We start from the raw sequence: 18257 nt of genomic DNA, 5'->3' as shown, positions 1-18257 counted from the left end.
CATGACGTACCAGAAGACATCCGCCGCGCCCGTGGACGACGCGGCCGCGCCCGACGACGAACTCGCCCTACGGCTCAGCCGCCGCCCCCGGCCGGGGCGCTGGCTGGCGGTGCTGGCCGCCGCGCTGTTCGCGGTGTGGATGGCGTACACCGTCATCGTCAACCCCCATCTGCACTGGGACATCGTCGCCCAGTACCAGTTCGACGCGGTGATCCTCCGCGGTCTGTGGGTGACGGTCCAGCTCACCCTTGTCTCGATGGCCGTCGGCGTCGTCATCGGCGTGGTCGTGGCGGTGATGCAGCTCTCCGACAGCCCGGTGCTGCGGTTCACGGCCGGTGCGTACACCTGGTTCTTCCGGGGCACCCCGTTGCTGGTCCAGCTCATCTTCTGGTTCAACCTGGCCCTGCTGTTCCCGGTGATCAGCATCGGTGTGCCGTTCGACGGGCCGAAGCTGATCAGCTGGCAGTCGAACCAGGTCATCACCGGTTTCGTGGCGGCCCTGCTCGGGCTCTCCATCAACGAGGGCGCCTACATGGCCGAGATCGTCCGGGCAGGCATCGGGAGCGTGGACCCCGGACAGCGCGAGGCGGGAGCCTCCCTCGGGATGTCGAACCGCCAGATCCTGTTCCGGGTCGTCCTGCCGCAGGCGATGCGGGTCATCGTCCCGCCTTTCGGCAACCAGTTCATCTCCATGCTCAAGACGACCTCGCTGGTGTCGGTCATCGCGGGCTCCGACCTGATGACCGTCTCCCAGCACCTCTACCTCGCCAACTTCGAGGTGGTGGCGCTGCTGCTGGTGGCCTCCTTCTGGTACCTGGCGCTCACCACGCTCGCCAGCATCGGACAACACGCGGTCGAACGCCGCTACAGCCCGGGGTCCGCCCCGTCACTGCGACGCAGGATCTTCGCCGATCTGCGGCCCGGACGCACCACCGGGAAGGGAGCGACAGCATGAGCGACGTGGTCCTGCGGGCCCGAGGGGTCCGCAAGAGCTTCGGTGACACCGAGGTGCTGAAGGGCATCGACCTCGACGTCCGCAGCGGTGAGGTGCTGTGCGTGATCGGCCCCTCCGGCTCCGGCAAGTCGACACTGCTGCGCTGCTTCAACCATCTCGAAGGCATCGACGCCGGACGGGTGTGGATGGACGGCGAACTGATCGGTTACGAGCAGCACGGCCCGTCCGGCCGGGTCCTGCGCGAGCGGCGCCCGCGCGACGTGCGGCGCCAGCGCGAGCGCATCGGCATGGTGTTCCAGCGCTTCCACCTCTTCCCGCACCGCACGGCGTTGCAGAACGTGATGGAGGCGCCGGTCGCCGTGCAGAGGCGCCCGCGCGCCCAGGCCGCGAAGCGGGCACGGGAACTGCTGACCGAGGTCGGCCTCGCGGACCGGGCGGACCACTATCCGGCCCAGTTGTCGGGTGGCCAGCAGCAGCGGGTGGCGATCGCCCGTGCGCTGGCCATGGAGCCCGCCCTGATGCTGTTCGACGAGCCGACCTCCGCCCTCGACCCCGAACTCGTCGGCGAAGTGCTGGGCGTCATGCGCGACCTGGCCCGCCGGGGCATGACCATGGTCGTGGTCACGCACGAGATGGGCTTCGCGCGCGAGGTCGCCGACCGGGTTCTGTTCATGGACCGCGGTGCCGTTGTCGAGTCCGGCAGCCCGGACCTCCTGTTCACCGCCCCGCGCCACGCGCGCACCCGCGCCTTCCTGTCGACGGTGCTGTGATGGGCCGCCCCCTGGATCTGCTGCTGCGGGGCGGACTGCTCGTCGACGGCTCCGGCGCGCCCGCCCGGGAGGCGGATGTCGCAGTGGCGGACGGGCGGATCGCCGTGCTCGCGCCGGGCGTCCCGGCCGCGGCGGCCGAGGTCCTGGACGTGTCCGGCCGGGTCGTCGCCCCCGGCTTCATCGACGTGCACACCCATTCCGACGCCCTGGCCGCGCCGCTCGACCGATGGCCGGGACCCGCCCCGGAACTGCTCCTGGCCCCGCTGCTCCAGGGCGTCACCACGGAGATCTGCGGCAACTGCGGGACCAGTCTGTTCCCGTCGCTGCCCAAGCGGCTGCCCGCGCTGGCGGACCATCTGCGGGTGACGTTCGGGATCGGTCCCGTCCGTCCCGCGGAGGACTTCGACGCGTTCGCCGCCGGACAGGACCCGGCGCTGCGGCACAACCACATCGCCTCGCTGGTCGGGCACGGCACGCTACGCGCCGGGGTGATGGGCTTCGCGGACCGGGCGCCCCGGCCCGACGAACTGGACGCCATGTGCGCGCTGCTCGATCGGGCGCTGACTCAGGGCGCGGCGGGACTGTCCACCGGTCTGATCTACCCGCCCGGCACCTACGCGGCCACTGACGAGATCGTCGCCCTGGCCTCGGTCGCCGCCCGCCACGGAAAGCCCTATGTCACCCATCTGCGCGACGAGATGGCGCAGGTGGAAACGGCTCTGGAGGAGGCGCTGGAGATCGCGGCGCGTTCCGGCGCCGCGCTCCAGGTCTCCCACCACAAGACCGCGGGCCGGCACGCCTGGGGTGCCACACTGCGCACCCTGCCCCGGCTGGAGCGGGCCCGGGCCGAGGGCGTGGACGTGCTGTGCGACGTGTACCCGTACACCGCGGGCAGCACGGTGCTGCACGCGATGCTGCCGCCGTGGGTGAGCGAGGGCGGGATCGGGGCGCTGCTGGACCGGCTGCGCCGCGGCGACGTCCGCGACCGCATCCGAGCGGACATCGCCACGGGCCTCGCGGGGTGGGAGAACACCGTGGGCAACGGCGGCTGGGACCTCATCACGGTGGCGTCCGCGCGCACCCGCCCGGCCGCCGAGGGGCGCCGGATCGCCGACCTCGCCGCCGAGAGCGGCGTCGCCCCGGTCGACTACGTGTGCGATCTGCTGCTGGCGGAACGGGGCGAGGTGACCATCATCAGCCACTCCATGCGCGAGGACGACGTCCGGCGGGTGCTGGCCGGCCCCCTGTCGATGATCGGCTCGGACGGGGTGCCCAAGCCCGGCCGCCCGCACCCGCGTTGGGCGGGGAGCTTCGCCCGCGTGCTCGGTCACTACGCCCGCGACGAGCGGCTGCTGCCGCTGGAGCGGGCCGTGCACAAGATGTCGGGGCTGCCTGCCCGGAGGTTCGGCCTCGCCGGTCGCGGTGTGGTCCGTGACGGGGCCGTGGCGGACCTGGTGGTGTTCGACCCGGGGGCCGTGCGCGACCGTGCCACGTTCGAGCGTCCGCTGATGGCGCCCGAGGGCATCTGTACCGTCGTGGTGGCGGGACGGGTCGCGGTCAGGGACGGCAGTGCGACCGCCGCGCGGGCGGGGGAGGTGGTGAGGGTCCGATGAGTCTTTCCCAGGTGGCCGCGGCGGCGCGGCGGTCGGCGGCGCTGCCGCTCACTTTGGCCGTCTGCGCCGTCGACGTGGACGGTGGCGGCGCGGTGGGTGTCGACGACGACGTGGTGCTGCCGGTCGCGTCGGCCTCCAAGCTGCTGTTGCTCGCGGAGGTGTCCCGCCGTCTGGACGACGGGGAACTGTCGCCCGATCGGATCGTCGAGATTCTCGACGAGGACCGCGCGGACGGCACGGGGCTGCTGCGGCGGATGAGCAGGGACGGCTGGAGTGTGGAGGACCTGGCCTGGTTGACCGCGTCGGTCAGCGACAACACCGCGACCAACGCCCTGCTGCGCGTGGTGGGGCGTGAGTCCACGGCCCGGCTGGCGCGAAGGCTCGGGCTGGAGCGTCTCGTGCTCCACGACAAGGTCCGCGACGTGAGGGGCCCGGACGTGCCGCCCGTCTTCGCCACCGGCACCGCGAGGGACCTGGCGCGGCTGGTGACGCACGCGGCGCGCGGCACGATGGTCTCCCCGGCGGCCTCCCTGCGGCTGTTGGGGTGGATGCGCGCCAACACGGACCACGGGCTGGTCCCGGCCCTGGTGGACCATGCCCCCTACGCGCCTGGTTTCCCGGAGCCGTTGCCGGGCGGCCTGCTGGTGGCCAACAAGACCGGCACCGACACGGGGGTCCGCGCCGACGCCGGGCTCGTCGTCGGGGCCCGGCGGCTCGCGTACGCGGTGGTGGCGCACTGGGACACGGCGCTGGGGCCGGGCGCCGAGCGGGCCGCGGTGCACGCCGTGCGGGATGTCGGCCGCACCCTCGCGGCCTGCGCCGACCGCCCGGCCCCCTGACGGGGCGGAGACGTCCTGAGGGCTGCCGGGCAAGTCCTCAGGACCACTGCATCTCCAGCAGCGACCTGATCTCCTCGGCCGCCGACCTCAGTTCCGCGAGGAAGATCCGCAGCAGCGGGTTGCGGTTGGTGGGCCGTGTCGCGACACCGATCCGCCGGTGCAGGCGGGGGTGGTCCAGCCGGCAGACGTGGACGCCCGTGCTGTCGCCGAGGCCGAGGGCCGGGACGAGCGCGATGCCCATCCCGGCCCGGGCCAGGTTGACCGTGACCTGGTAGTGGTCGGTGCGGCAGCGGATCCGGGGACGGAACCCTTCGGTGGCGCAGGCGCGTTCCAGGACCGGTTCGCCGGTACGGCCGCCGTGCGTCCCGATCCAGGTCTCCCCCTCCAGGGCGGCGAGCCGGACGGTGGGGCGGCGGCCGAAGCGGTGGCCCAGCGGGAGGACCACCAGGTGGGGTTCGTCGAAGAACATCTCGACGTCGACGCCCGCGTGCCGGCACCAGGGATCCAGCGGGTGTTCGAAGACAACGGCCGCGTCCAGCCGGCCGGCCTCCAGATCGGGCACCGTCTCGTGCGGCTGTCCGAGAATCAGCTCCAGTTCGACGTGGGGCCGCTCGGCGGCGAAGGCGGACAGCGCCCTCGGCAGCAGTTCCAGGCCCGAGGAGGCGAAGAAGCCGACACGCAGGACGCCGGCCTCGCCCTCGGCATGCGCGCGCAGGTCGTCCTGCGCGACGGCCATCAGGTCGGCCACGGCCTGCGCGTGCTCGGCCAGACGCGCCCCGGCGGCCGTCAGCCGCAGGCTCTGCGGCTGACGTTCCACCAGGGCGGTCCCGACCTCCTGTTCCAGCCGGGCGAGCTGGTGCGAGACGGCGGACGGGCTCAGGTGCAGGGCCCGGCCCGCGGCCACGATGGTCCCCGTGCGGGCTATCTCCAGCAGGACGAGCAGTCGGGCGCTGTTCAGCATCGGCTCACACTAGGCCGTACCGGCGCGGAACGCCTCCAGGGACCCCGCGGGTTCGTCGACGTCCAGGCGCAGCAGGTCCCGCTCGGTCTCGCGGCGCACCACGGTGCGCACCGCGGCGTCGCGGACGAAAACGACCGCGGGGCGCGGCAGCTTGTTGTAGTTGGACGCCATGGCGTATCCGTAGGCGCCGGTGACCGGCGTGGCCAGGACGTCCCCGACCACCGTCCCTGCGGGCAGGGCGGCGTCGTCGACGATCACGTCGCCGCTCTCGCAGTGCTTGCCGACCAGCCGCGCCCGCCAGGGCCGCGGCGCGTGCGGACTGCGCGGCAGGAACACCTCGTAGCGGCTGCCGTACAGGGCGGGGCGTAGGTTGTCGCTCATCCCGCCGTCGACGCCGACGTAGGTGCGCACGCCCTCGATCCGTTTGATGGTGCCGACCCGGTACAGGGTCAGCCCGGCGCGGGCGGCTATGGACCGCCCGGGCTCCACCGCGACCTCGCCGTGCCAGCCCGCCTTCCGGACGGCGCGGCGCACCCCGGCGGCCCAGTCGGCGAACGAGGGCGCGCTCTGACCCGCCTCGTAGGCGACACCGAGGCCGCCGCCGACGGTCAGGCGGTGGACGCGCGCCTCGACCGCGAACCGTGCCACGGCGGCGGCCCCGGCCGCGAGTTCAGCGGTGTCCAGCACCTGGGAGCCCACGTGCGCGTGGATGCCCTCCAGGACCATCGCCGGGGAGGCCATGGCGCGGCGCACGGCGTGCGCGGCGGCGCCGTCCGCCAGGCCGAAACCGAACTTCGAGTCGTGACCGCCGGTCCTGATCGCCTCGTGGGCGCCCGCGGCGACACCAGGGGCGACTCTCAGCTGAACGTGCGCGGGCGGCAGTCGCTCCTCGGTGTGCAGCCGCTCGATGCGGTCCATCTCGTCGAGGCTGTCGACGACGACATGCCGCAGCCCGGCGGTCACCGCCGTGCGCAGTTCCGGCTCGCTCTTGTTGTTGCCGTGCAGCACGATCCGGTCGGCCGGTACGCCGGCGTGCAGAGCCACCCGCAGCTCGCCGCCGGAGGCGACGTCGAGCAGCAACCCCTCCTCGTGGACGAGACGGGCCATGGCCGTGCACAGGAACGCCTTGGAGGCGTAGGCGACGTTGTCCGGGCCGAAGGCGGCGACCGCCTCCCGGCAGCGTCGGCGCAGGTGTTCCTCGTCGTAGACGAACAGCGGAGTACCGAAGCGCTCCGCGAGGTCCAGGAGCCCAACGCCCCCGACCGCGAGTCCGCCGGGGCGGGCCTCGGCCGTGAGGGGCAGCAGACCCGTTTCGATGGCTGACGTCATGGTTCCTCCCCTGTGGGCCGGTTCCCGGCCATCCTGCGGCCTGCACGAGGGGGCACAAAAGCGCATTCTTCCGTGGCTGAGCCTCACGTTCTTCGACGCCGTGGCCGACGGCGGGCGCACACCCCGCGCACTGCGCGGCGCGCACCGGTGGGGTGCGCCGTCCAACGGGTCGCGGTCGGGTGCCCCGTGCCCTTGAGGACGCGGATGATCGGGGCGGTCTCGACCGTGTCGACGCCCGGCAGCGCCCCGACGCGGTCGGCGAGGTGGTCGTGCAGGGGACAGTGGCGAGCGGATCGCTCCGTCCCGCGGTCGCGGCGGCGTACGCCACCACGAGGTGGCGGCCGGTGCCCGACGATCAGCATGGGGAGGCGGAGACCGGCCGTCGGCCGGAGGGGCGGGTGTGCCATCGTGATCGCATGACGTGGAACGGTGATGAGTACCAGGCCCGGTTCGACCGTATCGCCTCCGGCGGAGGAGACGTGCACGGTGAAGCGAGGCTTGTCCGTTCCTTCGCGCCCGCCACGGTCCTGGACGCGGGGTGCGGCACCGGGCGGGTGGCCATCGAGCTGGCCCGTCATGGCATCGCGGTCGTGGGCGTGGACATCGACGCATCGATGCTCGCCACCGCCCGGCGCCGGGCGCCGGACATCCGCTGGTACCGGCGGGACCTGGTGGAGCTGGATCTGGGGGAGTCGTTCGACGTCGTGGTGATGGCGGGCAACGTCCCCCTGTTCACCCCGCCGGGCACGGAACCGGACCTGGTGGCCGGGACGGCGCGTCACGTCCGCCCGGACGGCCGTCTGGTCGCCGGGTTCTCCCTGGACCGCGGATACACCCTGGACGCCTACGACGCCCACTGCCGGGCGGCGGGTCTTACGCTGGAGGCCAGGTACGCGACCTGGTCCCAGGAGCCCTACGACGAGGGGGAGTACGCCGTTTCGGTACACCGCAGGCTCTGACCACCCGCCGCCGGCCCGCGTCGAGGGCGGCCCGCGGCCTACGCCACGACGACTTCTGCCGCCGCATGGCCGACGCCGCCGGTGGGACCGCTCGGGCTACGTCGCCGCGTCCGCACGTTCTCGCCGTCGGGCAAGCCGTCCCGCGGGTCTGGTTGCGTTCCATCGGGTACGCACGTGCCGCGGCATGCACGGGCAGGGCGAACTGGGTGCGGAAAGAGCCTGCTCCGTGACCACAGCTTGGCTGGATCTGAGGAAGAAGCCTCCGCCGTGGCCGACAGCCTCGGAGTACGGCGCCCGGATCTGACGACACCATGACCTGGGCTGCCGCGTCCGCTGAGAGACCCCGCGAAGGTGACTGAGCCTACGTGAGTTCCTTTCGCATCAACGTGCATATCGTCTCGTAACGGCGCAACGACCCATCAGGGGCTTGCTCGTCCCACGAGTCCGGCTGACGGTCGTACGCGACATAACCCAGCCTTTCGTACAGCGCACGTGCCCGGGGGTTGCTTTCCTCCACACCGAGCTCGGCCTGCCGCAGACCGCGGCTCCTGATCCGCAGCTCTGCGGCTTCAACAAGGAAGGTGCCGATCCCGCACGACTGCAATGCGGGGTGGACCGCCAGCTGCCACAACGTGCCGACCCCCTTCTTGACCTGGTAGTCGACGCCGCCTTTCGCCACAGGGATGTCCGTTGCAGGGCAGACCGCAAGGTAGTCGACCTCGCCGGTCCGGACACGTTCCAACTGCTTGGCGACGCTGGCCAGGTGGAGGTCAGACCCTGCCCACCCGCACGACGCCAGGTCCGCATGCACCAAGTCACGGGCTGACAGCTTCAACACCACATTGATCATCTTCAGTACCTCCGGCCAGCCAGCATCCATGCCGATCACACAGGGCGTAAAGCCGTTTCCTCTGCCCACACTCCTGGCTCACGGGCCACCGCGGCTCAAGCAATCAGACGAACGCTGCTACTGAAAGCGAACGGAGCCAGCTGCGACGCGGGCCCTGCACTGGACTCCGGTGCGAGGCCCGCGCAGGCCCTGGGAGCCATCTGCGCACTCGCCGAAGCAAACCGGCCATTCACCTGTCCAGTTAACCCGCTGTTTTCTGACCGCTGGTCGATCACCGTCGATGAGCCGCTAGGATCACGGCATGGTTACGGCCTGGTCGCCCTCGCGCATGGACAGGAACCGCTTCGCAGCGGGTCCGTTGCTGCGCGTGCTGGCCTTGGCCGTGCTCCTGTTCGGGGTCCTCGTGACACACGGCGGGCATGCCGAGAGCGTCAGGGGGCACCTTTCCACCAGCGCAGCGGTGCCCACAACACTCTCAGGCGATGACGTCCGCCATACAGCCGTTGAGTCGGCGCCGCCACTGTCCGCCACGGAAGCGGACGATCACCACACCCCTCATGTGCCGTCCCACCCTGGCGAACAGGGTGTATCCGGACAGCCTCAGCAGGGTTCTGTCCTGGTGCCGCTCTGCTTTGCAGCGTCGGTTCGCGAATCGCTCAGTGGCGTCGACACCTCAATCGTCCGAGTGGCCGCCGGTGATAGGCCTATAGGTGGCGTCCCGCCGGCAGCACTGAGAGCAGCCTCCGTGGTGCAGCAGGTCTAGGAGCACGGGCTCCTCCAACCGGCCCGCCGGCTGTCACCGGTTCGGTTGGTGCCGCGCGACGAGCGTCGTCTCCCATGCCCATGATGGGGCGTCACGTTCGTCGATATCTTCCTGCCCCCACACATGCCTGCCCGCCTCACTCCGTCCTCATCGGAAGACGTGGCGGCAGCGCGGAGGATCTGTGCCGACCCATTCCCGTATGCCCGCGCACGCCGCAGGAGCCTCCTGCGGCACAACCCGGTGGCGCCGACTCGTCTCGGCCCTCCGCGGCACCCTCGTGGTGGTGCTCATGCTGTGCGCCGTCGTCCACGGCATGCCCGAGGAGACACACGGGTCGGTGTCCGTTCCTGCCGCTGCTTCGGTCACGGCCGCGGGCGGGGAGCCTCACGGCCCTCACATGCCCCACGGCATTGAGGACTGCGCCGCGGACATGATCGCCCGCACAGCGGACCAGTCGATCGAGGATCTTCCTCTCGGCGCGATGGCCCTGGTCGTACTCGTCGCCGTGTCCCTGGTGGTGGGAAAGCCCCTCGCAGGGCACGAAACCCGCAGACGTAGCGGCACGCGCACCGGCCGCGTCGCGCTCGTCCGAACGTCGCGGTGGCGGATCTAGACCACTCGCCCGCAGCTGACCGGCGTCGTCGGCTGCCGCGTGCCCGTGGCTGAACGCGGACCCTCCGGTCCGTCCTGTCGCCATGGGCCGCGAGATGAAGCCTGCACGTGCATTCATCGAGCGAGAGTGAAACAGAGACATGCAGTCATTGACCAAGGCCGACTCGGGCCAGCCTGCCCTGTCCGGGCTGGTGGGCAACACCCCGCTACTGCGGGTGTCGGAGCCGCTGGCACCCGCCGGGCGTGGCTTCTGGGCCAAACTCGAGGGGTTCAACCCCGGCGGCATCAAGGACCGCCCGGGGCTGCATATGGTGGAGCGGGCCAGGGCCCGTGGCGACCTGCGGCCCGGCGGACGGATCATCGAGTCCACGAGCGGCACCCTGGGCCTGGGGCTGGCGCTGGCCGGGATGGTGTACGGCCACCCGGTCACCCTGGTCACCGATCCGGGGCTGGAGTTGTCCATGACCCGGCTGCTGACCGCATACGGCGCCCAGGTCAACGTCGTCTCCGAGCCGCATCCCACGGGCGGCTGGCAGCAGGCCCGCCGCGAACGCGTACAACGGCTGCTGGAGCAGCACCCCGGCTCCTGGTGCCCGGACCAGTACAACAACCCGGACAACGTCGCCGCCTACACCCCCCTGGCTCTGGAACTCGCCTCGGACATGGGCCACATCGACGTACTGGTATGCAGCGTCGGCACCGGTGGCCATTCGGCCGGCGTCTCACGCGTACTGCGCCAGCTCTATCCGGAGCTGACCGTCGTCGGCGTGGACACGACCGGTTCGACGATCTTCGGCCAGCCCGCCAGGCCCCGCCTGATGCGTGGACTCGGCTCCAGCATCTATCCCCGTAACGTCGCCTACGAGCAGTTCTCCGAGGTGCACTGGGTCGCGTCGCACGAGGCTGTGTGGACGTGCCGCCAGCTGGCTGCCTCCCACTACGCCACCGGTGGGTGGAGTGTCGGCGCCGTCGCGCTGGTGGCGGGCTGGCTGGCCCGGACGATGCCCGCGGACGCACGGATCGTCGCGGTCTTCCCCGACGGCCCGCAGCGGTACCTGGGAACCGTCTACGACGACGACTACTGCACCGCCCACGGCCTGCTGGACTCACCACCGGCACCCGAACCGGAGCTGATCGGCCGCCTGGACGAGAAAGAGGTCACCTGCTGGACCCGGTGCACCGCAGTGGTCGATCCCCTCACTCTGCATGGCGCAGAGCAACCCGCTGCCGAGGACGCTGCGGGCGCCCGGCCCGACACCTCGGAGGAGGGCCGGTGAAGGGACTGCTCACCCAGGTCCGGTCCTACGAACGCAGCGTCCAGCTGTTGATGGTGAACCAGTTCACCATCAACGTCGGCTTCTACATGCTGATGCCCTACCTGGCCGCCCACCTGTCCGGCACGCTCGGGCTGGCCGGATGGATCGTCGGACTCATCCTCGGCGTACGGAACTTCAGCCAGCAGGGCATGTTCCTGGTCGGCGGCACGCTGGCCGACCGGATCGGCTACAAGCCGATGATCGTCGCCGGGTGTGCGCTGCGCACCCTCGCCTTCGCGACGCTCGGGCTCGTCGACTCACTGCCCGCACTGCTCGCCGCCTCCGCGGCCACCGGGCTGGCCGGGGCGCTGTTCAACCCCGCCGTACGGGCATACCTCGCGGCAGACGCGGGGGAGCGAAGGGTCGAGGCCTTCGCCCTGTTCAACGTGTTCTACCAGGCCGGCATCCTGCTGGGCCCGCTGGTCGGCATGGTGCTGACCGGGGTGGACTTCCGCATCACCTGCCTGGTGGCGGCCGGGATCTTCGCGCTGCTGAGCGCTGTGCAGATCCGTGCGCTGCCCACCCGGCAGGCCGAGGAGGCGAAGCGGAAGGGCAGTGACGGCGGTCGGGGCGTGCTCGCCCAGTGGCGCGACATCCTCGCCAACCGGCCCTTCCTGCTCTTCTCCGTCGCCATGATCGGCTCGTACGTCCTGACCTTCCAGGTCTATCTGGCGCTGCCGCTGGAAGTACGCCGGCTCGGAGGCGACGGCGGGTTCGGCACGGCGGCGGTGGCGGTGCTCTTCGCCGTCTCCGGACTGAGTACGATCCTCGGACAGACACGGGTGACGGCATGGTGCAAGGCGCGGTACGAGCCCGGTCAGGCGCTCGTGCGGGGGCTCGCTGTCATGGGCCTGGCCTTCGTACCCCTCCTGCTCGCCACCGCGGTGCCCGTACCCGAGTCAGGGATCGCGCTGTCACTGCTCGCGGCGGTTCCGCCCACACTCGCCGCGCTGTTGCTGGCCATCGGCACGATGATCGCCTACCCATTCGAGATGGACACCATCGTCCGCCTCTCCGGTGACCGTCTCGTCGCCACCCACTACGGGCTGTACAACACGGTCTGCGGCGTCGGCATCACCGTCGGGAACCTGGGCACGGGCGCCGCACTCGACGCCGCCCGCGCGGCCGGGATGCCCGCACTGCCATGGATCACGCTGTCCGCGCTCGGCCTGGTGTGTGCGGCCGCCCTCTACGTCCTGCACCGCACCGGCCGACTGGCGGCGCCGCCCCGCTCCGAGCCGCTTCCCGCCACCGTCTGACCACTGGCTCACCGGCACAGGGGTGGGGCACCGGACGGTACCCCACCCCTCGTCACGCGGCCGTACATCTGGCGCTTGAGTTGTTGACGCTCCCGTCCGGCACTGATGACGGTGGAGGTTACGGAAGAGACGGAAGAGCCGGTCGAGGGGCACCTCACGTCGGCTCTCGCGCGATCCCGAGCCGCCCGCGCGTCATGGCCGGGCAGCGGTGGCGGGGGAGGAGAGCAGTCGGTCCTGCCCGGGGTGGATGCAGAACGCGGGGGGTCTGCTGCCCGCGGCGAGCCGAGCGCGTTCGGCCGGAACACGGCCGGAAAGGACGGCGTCCCATGGAAGGACGGCGCGCGGCTGGAAGCCATCGACATCGCGGTCAGCCCACAGAATTCCGACCTCGTGCTCGCGACCACCGCCGACGGCATAGCCCGGAGCGCCGATGGGGCAGAACCTTCGCCAAGGGCGAGAAGCCGATGATGGCCTTCCCCTCCTGGGCGGCGAAGGACGCCTTGTACGGCATCGACACCTCCGGCGGCGTCCACCGCAGTGACGGCGGCAGAACCTGGAAGAAGGCCGCCACTGTGCCGGGCGGCCGGCCCCTGGCTCTGACTGCCGTCCTGACCTCACGTCCAGGTCTGTCAGGTGGCGGGTGGAGGTGATCAGGTCGAATCATCCGTGCTGCGCACGGTTCATGCTCAGTGATCGTTGGCGAAGCCCGTTGCGCTCACCGATACCGAGATGAGGAGTCCCCTTGTGTGGTGGCACCGAGCATGCGGAGAAGGCTGATGCGCAGGGCATCCCGCGCAGCCGGGGCGGGCAGTCGGCCGGTGTCCTCCTCCTCGGCCGCGGCATGGCCGAGTCTGATGGTCGCCGTGACGAGCCAGTCGACGGGAAGCCGGGCGTCGAACTCTCCGGTCTCCCGGCCGCGTTGGATCACCCGTCTGATCCGGTCGGCGACGGGCGTGTGCCGGTCGTGGTCGGCCTCCGGGCTGACGGGGCAGGCGCTGAGCAGCTGAACCAGTGCGGGGTAGCGCCCGGTCACCTGTGCGCCGGCGTCGAGCATGCGCATCAGGGCGTCCGCGGCGGGGCCGGTGTCGAGGTCGGCGGCGTCCATGGCGGCGACGGCCTCGTGGGTGATCCGCTCGACCACAGCCAGCAGCAGCTGCTCCCGTGAAGGGAAGTGGGCATAGACGGTCGGGCGGGTCACGCCCGCAGCGCTGGCGATCGTCTCCATGCTGGCGTCGGGTTCGGCGTTGAGGACCCGGGTCGCGGCATCCAGGATCGCGGCTCTGCTGCGGTGGGCGTCAGCACGGCGGTTGCGGGCGGGGGAAGACGTCATCTCTTACATGTTGCCAAATTTATCGGAGGCTGCATATCTTACAGAGTGTAAAAGATCGAGGGTGAGCATCGACCGACGGGAGTGACATGAGCCCACTCGGCAACACCGACCCCAAGCAGTTCATCGCCGACTTCTATACCTCCTTCACCGAGGACCTGCTGCAGACGGACGAGGACGCGGCGCTGATCGTCGACCGCTATCACACCCCGGACATCGTCGAGGTCGCCGACGGACACCGGATGGACCGCGACAAGCTCATCGCGCATACCCGCCCAGTCCGCAAGAACCGGCCCACCATGCGCATGGAGGTGCACGAGGCCGTCGCCGACGGCGACCGGCTCGCCGCCCGCTACACCCTGCACTCCTCCCAGCGCGGCAAGAACCTCGCCACCGAGGTCTACTTCTTCGGCCGGTTCGCCCCCGACGGGCGTATGCGCCAGGCACACATGACCACCCGGACTGTCCCCGCGAAAGGCAACGACGAGAAGGAAGAAGCGATGTCGTGACCGAGAGCACGTACACCGTCGAGGGCATGGCCTGCGGGCACTGTGCGGAGTCGGTCACGGAGGAGCTCGAAGGCATCGCTGGCGTTATCGCCGTGACAGTGGACGTCGACAGCGGCACGGTCGTGGTGACCAGCGACAGGGTCGTGGAAACCGCTGACGTACGCGCCGCGGTCGAGGAAGCAGGCTACGAACTCACGTCCACGGACACGTAAATCCTCGCCGTCGCCGGCACGCGCGTCAGCGTCCGCAACCTCAAGGCCCCCTACGCAGCCCCGTTCCTGGGCGTCAAACTTCCCCTCGCTCCAGCCAACGGCGCCGTCTCGCCCTGCCTGGGCTCCGCCGTCTGGGCCCTGCGCACCACCACCAGCTCGAAGACGCCGTACGCGCGGCTATCGACCTCGGCGGCGACACGGACACCGTCGCCGCCGTGACCGGAGGCCTCGCAGGGACCTGCTACGGACTGGACGCAATCCCCGCCCACTGGACCCAGAGGCTCCATCTCCCCCTCCCAGGATTCGACGAGCGGGTGCTGAACTTCGCAGATCTGCTCCACCCTGCACACCGCCTCGGAGAAGGGCTTCCATGAGACAGTCGCGGTATCCCGCACAAATCGCGAGCCGGTGGTGTGGGAGGGCCGGGCGCCTCGCTTCGAACGGCTCCAGCAGTGCTTGGCCCGACGCCGCGACGTCGGGCCCTGGCGGCCGCGTACCCGGCCCGCCCCGTCGTCTGGACAGCCGCCGGCCTGGAAGGGCTGTGCATCAAGAGACTGAGGGAGCGGTACAGCCCCGGCGCCAGGTGGCAGAAGGACAAGGTCCGTGGCAACGCCGACCCGACCCTGCCGGAGAGCTACTGGTCTTCGGTGTCGAGAACCAGGGCTCCTTCTCCTGGGGCCCGCCCTGGACCCTGGACGACAGCCGGAGGACGATCCGGCCGTCTGGTTCCGTGAGTTCGACGAGAATCTCCCCATAGTCGAACAGGTGCTCGCCAACTTACCGTCTGCACTACGACGTTGCGCGGCACGGCAGTCCCGGGCGACCCGGTCCGGACGGTCCCCGGCCCGCTGGACATTCCGACAGAGGGGTGTGATCCCGGCGCCTTCGCCCGAGAGTCAGTTCTGCTCCACGGCAGTGCGCGTCCCCAGCCCCGCCACGCTGCTACGCCCTTCTCCGCACCTGCGGCACCGCGCTCAGGACGCGCCGTCGACGAGTCCGAAGCCTTCCTCCGCCTCGGTCATCTGCAGCACGACAGCCTGCCGGATGCCGCCCGCTCCACGGACCTCGCCGCGCTGCGGGCCTTCGCCGCCCGCCACGCCGCCGCCCACGCGAAAGCGGCCACCGTCCGCCCCAACGCCCGCTGCCACTGCGGCTCCCAGCGCTGCGGCGCCCACCCCGACACCCAGACCCACTGCGCCAGCGCCGTCCTCATGATCCTGCGTCACGACCCCGTCATGCGCCGCGTCTGGAGCGTCGAAGAAGTCTGCGAAACCTGAGCCCCGCTGATCCCCAACGCCACCATCCTGGCCCGCGCTGAGCGACCCCGCCGCGCCTCGGACCGCCCCACCACCCAGGCGCCGGCGCCCGCTCGGCCGTCGGTCGCGGGGTCTTCCTCTCCCGGCGCCCTCGACGTCGGCAAGCCCGCACCCGCGCGGCGCTCCCGCACCCAGCGATCGCGCCCCGGCGCTCAGGGCAGGGACGTTGACAAGCCACCTCCTGCTTCGTGGTCTCGTCGCACGGGAGTGACCGTCTGCGCGTCTTGATCGCTGCCGGGGCTGCTGATTGGCTGGCCGGTGTGACTGAGTTCCGTGTGGCCGCCTGGCCACCTGCCCCGATCAACATCGACAGGCTCGTGCTCTGGGAGCCGAAGGCCCGGTGCCGTGCGAAGGTGCGGGTTCGATGAGTGCACAGGACGAGTCCCTCGACACGTGGGTGGATGTGGAAGACGCATTACCCTGGCTGCCGGCGGAGCCCTACTTCATCGCCCAGGAACGGCACGGCCGCCTGCTGGAGACGTTGCCCGGCTCCGGCCTGTCCGTACTCGAGATCGACCTGGTGCACGCCCGACAGGAGAGCGATCTCCAGGCCGCACTCGGACACGCCCTGGACAAGCCCGCCCACTACGCCGACAACTGGGACGCGCTGCGCGACCTGCTCAAGGAACGCGGCGCAAGTACTCCCTGGGCCATTGCCATCGTGTTCACCTCGGCTCCCGCGTTCCTCCGTGCCGACGTCCACGGATTCGTGCGTGCGGTCTCGGTCCTGCACAACATGTCTCGCGAGCTGTCGAATATCGATGAGTTCTACGGTCAGTTGGAGCTCTTCTACGTCGGGGAGTGGCTTTCGGCCCACTGATCCGCGAACGTCACCGTCCTGGTCTGCGCCGTACCGTGGCCGTATTCGCCCTCCGGATCCATCAGCGCCGGTTTGCCCAACCACCGTCCGATCTCCCGAAGGAGGCCGCAGAACACGTCACCCCACGCACCCCCGCTTCCCTTGACCAAGGGCATATGGGCACCCCCTCGGCGTGCGGGACCGGCAGACCCAGTCGCTCGGTGCTTGGCCCTCGCCCGTGGCTCCGGGATCTTCAGAAGCGCTCCTCAGGGGGCGGTGCAACTCCCTGCCCACACGGTGGGGGTTCGGTCCGACCAGGGGCTTGCCTGTTCAAGTTGTCCGGCGAGACGGAAGAGGCGGCCTTCGAGTCCGTAACCGGCGGCGAACTGCATACCAATCGGGAGCCCCGTCTCGGCGTCGGCTGTCACGGGCACGGACATGGCGGGCGTGCCCGCCACGTTGAACACCATGGTGAACGGTGAGCGGTCGTTGAGGCGGTCGATCCAGCCGAGTCCGTCCAGTGCCTCTGCGCCCTCGGCATAGGTGCCCAGGGGCACGGGCAGTTCCGGCATAGTGGGGGTGAGCAGCATGTCGTGGGCGTCGAAGTACCGTGCCAGGCTTCGAGCGACCCGGTTCCGGATCGTAAGAGCGGTGACGAACTGTGCGCCGCTGACCCGCTGTCCGTAGTGGTAGCCGGCAAGGGTGAGCGGCTCGAGGGTTGAGGAGTCGACGGGCCGGTCGAAGGCGGCAGCCAGTTCGTCGGCCTGTGCCGTGAGATTCGCCGTCATCAGACGGGCGTTGGCCAGGACGAAGTCCTCCCAGTCGACCCCGAGGTCGACCTCGGCCTCCTCCACCTGGTGGCCGAGGGATTCAAGCAGACGTACGGTCCGAGAGAGTGCGTCGGTCACGGGTGGGGTGGTGCGGCGTCCGCCCCGCGCCTGGGTGAGGACACCGATCCGCAGCGGGACCGGGGGGCGGGTCACCTCCTGTGCGTACGGCCGGGACGGCTGCTGGGCGAAGTAGGGGTCGCCCGGTTCCGGGCCGCGGATCTGGTCGAGCAGTGCCGCACTGTCGCGTACCGTTCTGCTGACGCTGCCGTGCACGGCCAGGCCGTTGAAGACCTCGTCGACACCGGGGCCCATGGAGACCCTGCCACGGGTGGGCTTCAGCCCGAACAGGTCGTTGTAGGCGGCGGGGATGCGCAGCGAGCCGGCGGCGTCGGTGGCGTGTGCGATCGGGACCACCCCGGCAGCGACAGTCGCGCCCGAGCCCCCGCTGGATCCGCCCGCGCTCCGGTTCTGCGAGTAGCGGCTTCGGCGAAGGTGGTCACGAGGTCGGCACTCAGGGCGGATCAGAGGGCGGCTGCCTGCACGCCGTTGCTCCCGCTGCGGTGGCCGTGAGCGGCTACCGCAGCGGCCTGCGCGCTGAGCGCGGTCAGCCACCGCCCTTCCCCGGGAATCCCACGCGCGGAGATCGGCGTGCGGGGCGCCGACGCCGTCCGGCCCTCCTCCGGCGCCGCGGTAACCGTCGGCCCGGCGTCCTGACCGCCGGCCGGCGGCGGCCGCCCCCCCGGCGGCCTGGACAGGAGGAACCGGTGAGGGCCGGCGCGTCGGTTCACCGGGCCCTCACCGGCATCCCACCCCCTCGCGACACAGTGCCGGGCTGGTCATCTCCGCAGCGGCCAACCAGGTCCCGGACCGGACCACACACCTGCCTCGACGCAAGGGTCCCGGAGGACGGCGAGAGCGCGGCCGACGTCCGGACTGCGACCCGGACCCTGATCAACCTCGCCGTCACATCCGGCAGCGGTTCGCGGATTCCGCCGCAGCCAGAGATGCCGCCGCCCCTGGCCTGTACCCGGCCGTGAA

Annotated in this window: 16 protein-coding genes and 2 pseudogenes; 12 read left to right on the top strand and 6 right to left on the bottom strand. The window is 70.9% G+C overall.

Annotated features, from left to right (window positions below; genetic code table 11):
• Position 1 precedes the first annotated feature (1 nt).
• The 4 genes from ACH499_RS13700 to ACH499_RS13685 are packed head-to-tail and all read left to right on the top strand — an operon-like array spanning position 2 to position 4177.
• A complete protein-coding gene (locus ACH499_RS13700; RefSeq protein WP_356205211.1) occupies positions 2–955 on the top strand; it encodes an amino acid ABC transporter permease in 954 nt (317 codons plus the stop codon).
• Positions 952–1725, top strand: coding sequence for an amino acid ABC transporter ATP-binding protein (locus ACH499_RS13695; protein WP_356205212.1), 774 nt, complete (start codon positions 952–954; stop codon positions 1723–1725). The genes ACH499_RS13700 and ACH499_RS13695 overlap by 4 nt, the downstream gene beginning before the upstream one ends.
• Entirely contained in the window at positions 1725–3338 is a 1614-nt protein-coding gene (locus tag ACH499_RS13690) for an amidohydrolase family protein (protein WP_399015603.1), read from the top strand. Before ACH499_RS13695 ends, ACH499_RS13690 begins: the two co-directional genes overlap by 1 nt.
• Positions 3335–4177, top strand: a complete 843-nt coding sequence (locus tag ACH499_RS13685) for a serine hydrolase (RefSeq protein WP_356205214.1) — start codon at positions 3335–3337, stop codon at positions 4175–4177. The genes ACH499_RS13690 and ACH499_RS13685 overlap by 4 nt, the downstream gene beginning before the upstream one ends.
• 37 nt (positions 4178–4214) lie before the next feature.
• On the opposite strand, the gene ACH499_RS13680 is transcribed toward ACH499_RS13685, so the two are convergent.
• Positions 4215–5138 carry a LysR family transcriptional regulator gene (locus tag ACH499_RS13680; protein WP_356205215.1) on the bottom strand — a complete coding sequence of 308 codons (924 nt, stop codon included), beginning with the start codon at positions 5136–5138 and terminating at the stop codon, positions 4215–4217.
• 9 nt (positions 5139–5147) lie between these two features.
• On the bottom strand, positions 5148–6467 hold the full coding sequence (gene lysA, locus ACH499_RS13675; protein ID WP_399015600.1) for a diaminopimelate decarboxylase: 1320 nt from the start codon (positions 6465–6467) through the stop codon (positions 5148–5150).
• Between the two features lie 416 nt (positions 6468–6883).
• On the opposite strand from lysA, the gene ACH499_RS13670 reads away from it, so the two are divergent.
• Positions 6884–7426, top strand: coding sequence for a class I SAM-dependent DNA methyltransferase (locus ACH499_RS13670; RefSeq protein ID WP_399015598.1), 543 nt, complete (start codon positions 6884–6886; stop codon positions 7424–7426).
• Between the two features lie 361 nt (positions 7427–7787).
• Here the strand turns inward: ACH499_RS13670 and ACH499_RS13665 are convergent, their stop codons facing one another.
• Positions 7788–8306, bottom strand: a complete 519-nt coding sequence (locus ACH499_RS13665) for a GNAT family N-acetyltransferase (RefSeq protein ID WP_399016014.1) — start codon at positions 8304–8306, stop codon at positions 7788–7790.
• A gap of 1130 nt (positions 8307–9436) precedes the next feature.
• Between ACH499_RS13665 and ACH499_RS13660 the strand changes: the two genes are divergently transcribed.
• From ACH499_RS13660 to ACH499_RS13650, 3 genes are all read left to right on the top strand, one after another.
• Positions 9437–9652 carry a hypothetical protein gene (locus ACH499_RS13660; RefSeq protein WP_399015597.1) on the top strand — a complete coding sequence of 72 codons (216 nt, stop codon included), beginning with the start codon at positions 9437–9439 and terminating at the stop codon, positions 9650–9652.
• A gap of 139 nt (positions 9653–9791) precedes the next feature.
• Entirely contained in the window at positions 9792–10928 is a 1137-nt protein-coding gene (locus ACH499_RS13655; protein WP_399015595.1) for a PLP-dependent cysteine synthase family protein, read from the top strand.
• The gene (locus ACH499_RS13650; RefSeq protein WP_399015593.1) at positions 10925–12226 is read left to right on the top strand and encodes an MFS transporter; all 1302 of its coding nucleotides are present in this window, start codon (positions 10925–10927) and stop codon (positions 12224–12226) included. The genes ACH499_RS13655 and ACH499_RS13650 overlap by 4 nt, the downstream gene beginning before the upstream one ends.
• Before the next feature lie 715 nt (positions 12227–12941).
• Here ACH499_RS13650 and ACH499_RS13645 read toward each other — a convergent pair.
• Positions 12942–13556 (bottom strand): TetR/AcrR family transcriptional regulator, encoded by a 615-nt coding sequence (locus ACH499_RS13645; RefSeq protein WP_399015591.1) that lies wholly within the window; start codon positions 13554–13556, stop codon positions 12942–12944.
• Between the two features lie 86 nt (positions 13557–13642).
• Here ACH499_RS13645 and ACH499_RS13640 point away from each other — a divergent pair, with 86 nt between their 5' ends.
• The 3 genes and pseudogenes from ACH499_RS13640 to ACH499_RS13630 all read left to right on the top strand — a co-directional run.
• Positions 13643–14062: a nuclear transport factor 2 family protein gene (locus ACH499_RS13640; protein ID WP_399015589.1), complete on the top strand. Its 420-nt coding sequence runs from the start codon at positions 13643–13645 to the stop codon at positions 14060–14062.
• A complete protein-coding gene (locus ACH499_RS13635) occupies positions 14059–14274 on the top strand; it encodes a heavy-metal-associated domain-containing protein (protein ID WP_399015587.1) in 216 nt (71 codons plus the stop codon). Before ACH499_RS13640 ends, ACH499_RS13635 begins: the two co-directional genes overlap by 4 nt.
• Positions 14275–14370: 96 nt before the next feature.
• Positions 14371–14648: pseudogene (locus ACH499_RS13630) on the top strand (ADP-ribosylglycohydrolase family protein); the annotation flags it as partial.
• 600 nt (positions 14649–15248) lie between these two features.
• On the opposite strand, the gene ACH499_RS13625 reads toward ACH499_RS13630, so the two are convergent.
• The gene (locus ACH499_RS13625) at positions 15249–15500 is read right to left on the bottom strand and encodes a hypothetical protein (protein ID WP_399015585.1); all 252 of its coding nucleotides are present in this window, start codon (positions 15498–15500) and stop codon (positions 15249–15251) included.
• 454 nt (positions 15501–15954) lie between these two features.
• On the opposite strand from ACH499_RS13625, the gene ACH499_RS13620 reads away from it, so the two are divergent.
• Complete coding sequence (locus ACH499_RS13620) at positions 15955–16410, top strand: barstar family protein (RefSeq protein ID WP_399015583.1); 456 nt, start codon at positions 15955–15957, stop codon at positions 16408–16410.
• Between the two features lie 245 nt (positions 16411–16655).
• Here the strand turns inward: ACH499_RS13620 and ACH499_RS13615 are convergent.
• Positions 16656–17687 (bottom strand): annotated as a pseudogene (locus tag ACH499_RS13615) (amidase); the annotation flags it as partial.
• Between the last annotated feature and the right edge of the window lie 570 nt (positions 17688–18257).

The organism is Streptomyces sp. NPDC018947, from assembly GCF_044390505.1.
GTDB lineage: Bacteria > Actinomycetota > Actinomycetes > Streptomycetales > Streptomycetaceae > Streptomyces.
The sequence above is the reverse complement of the archived record's forward strand: the minus strand, read 5'-3'. Positions and strand labels throughout refer to the sequence as shown.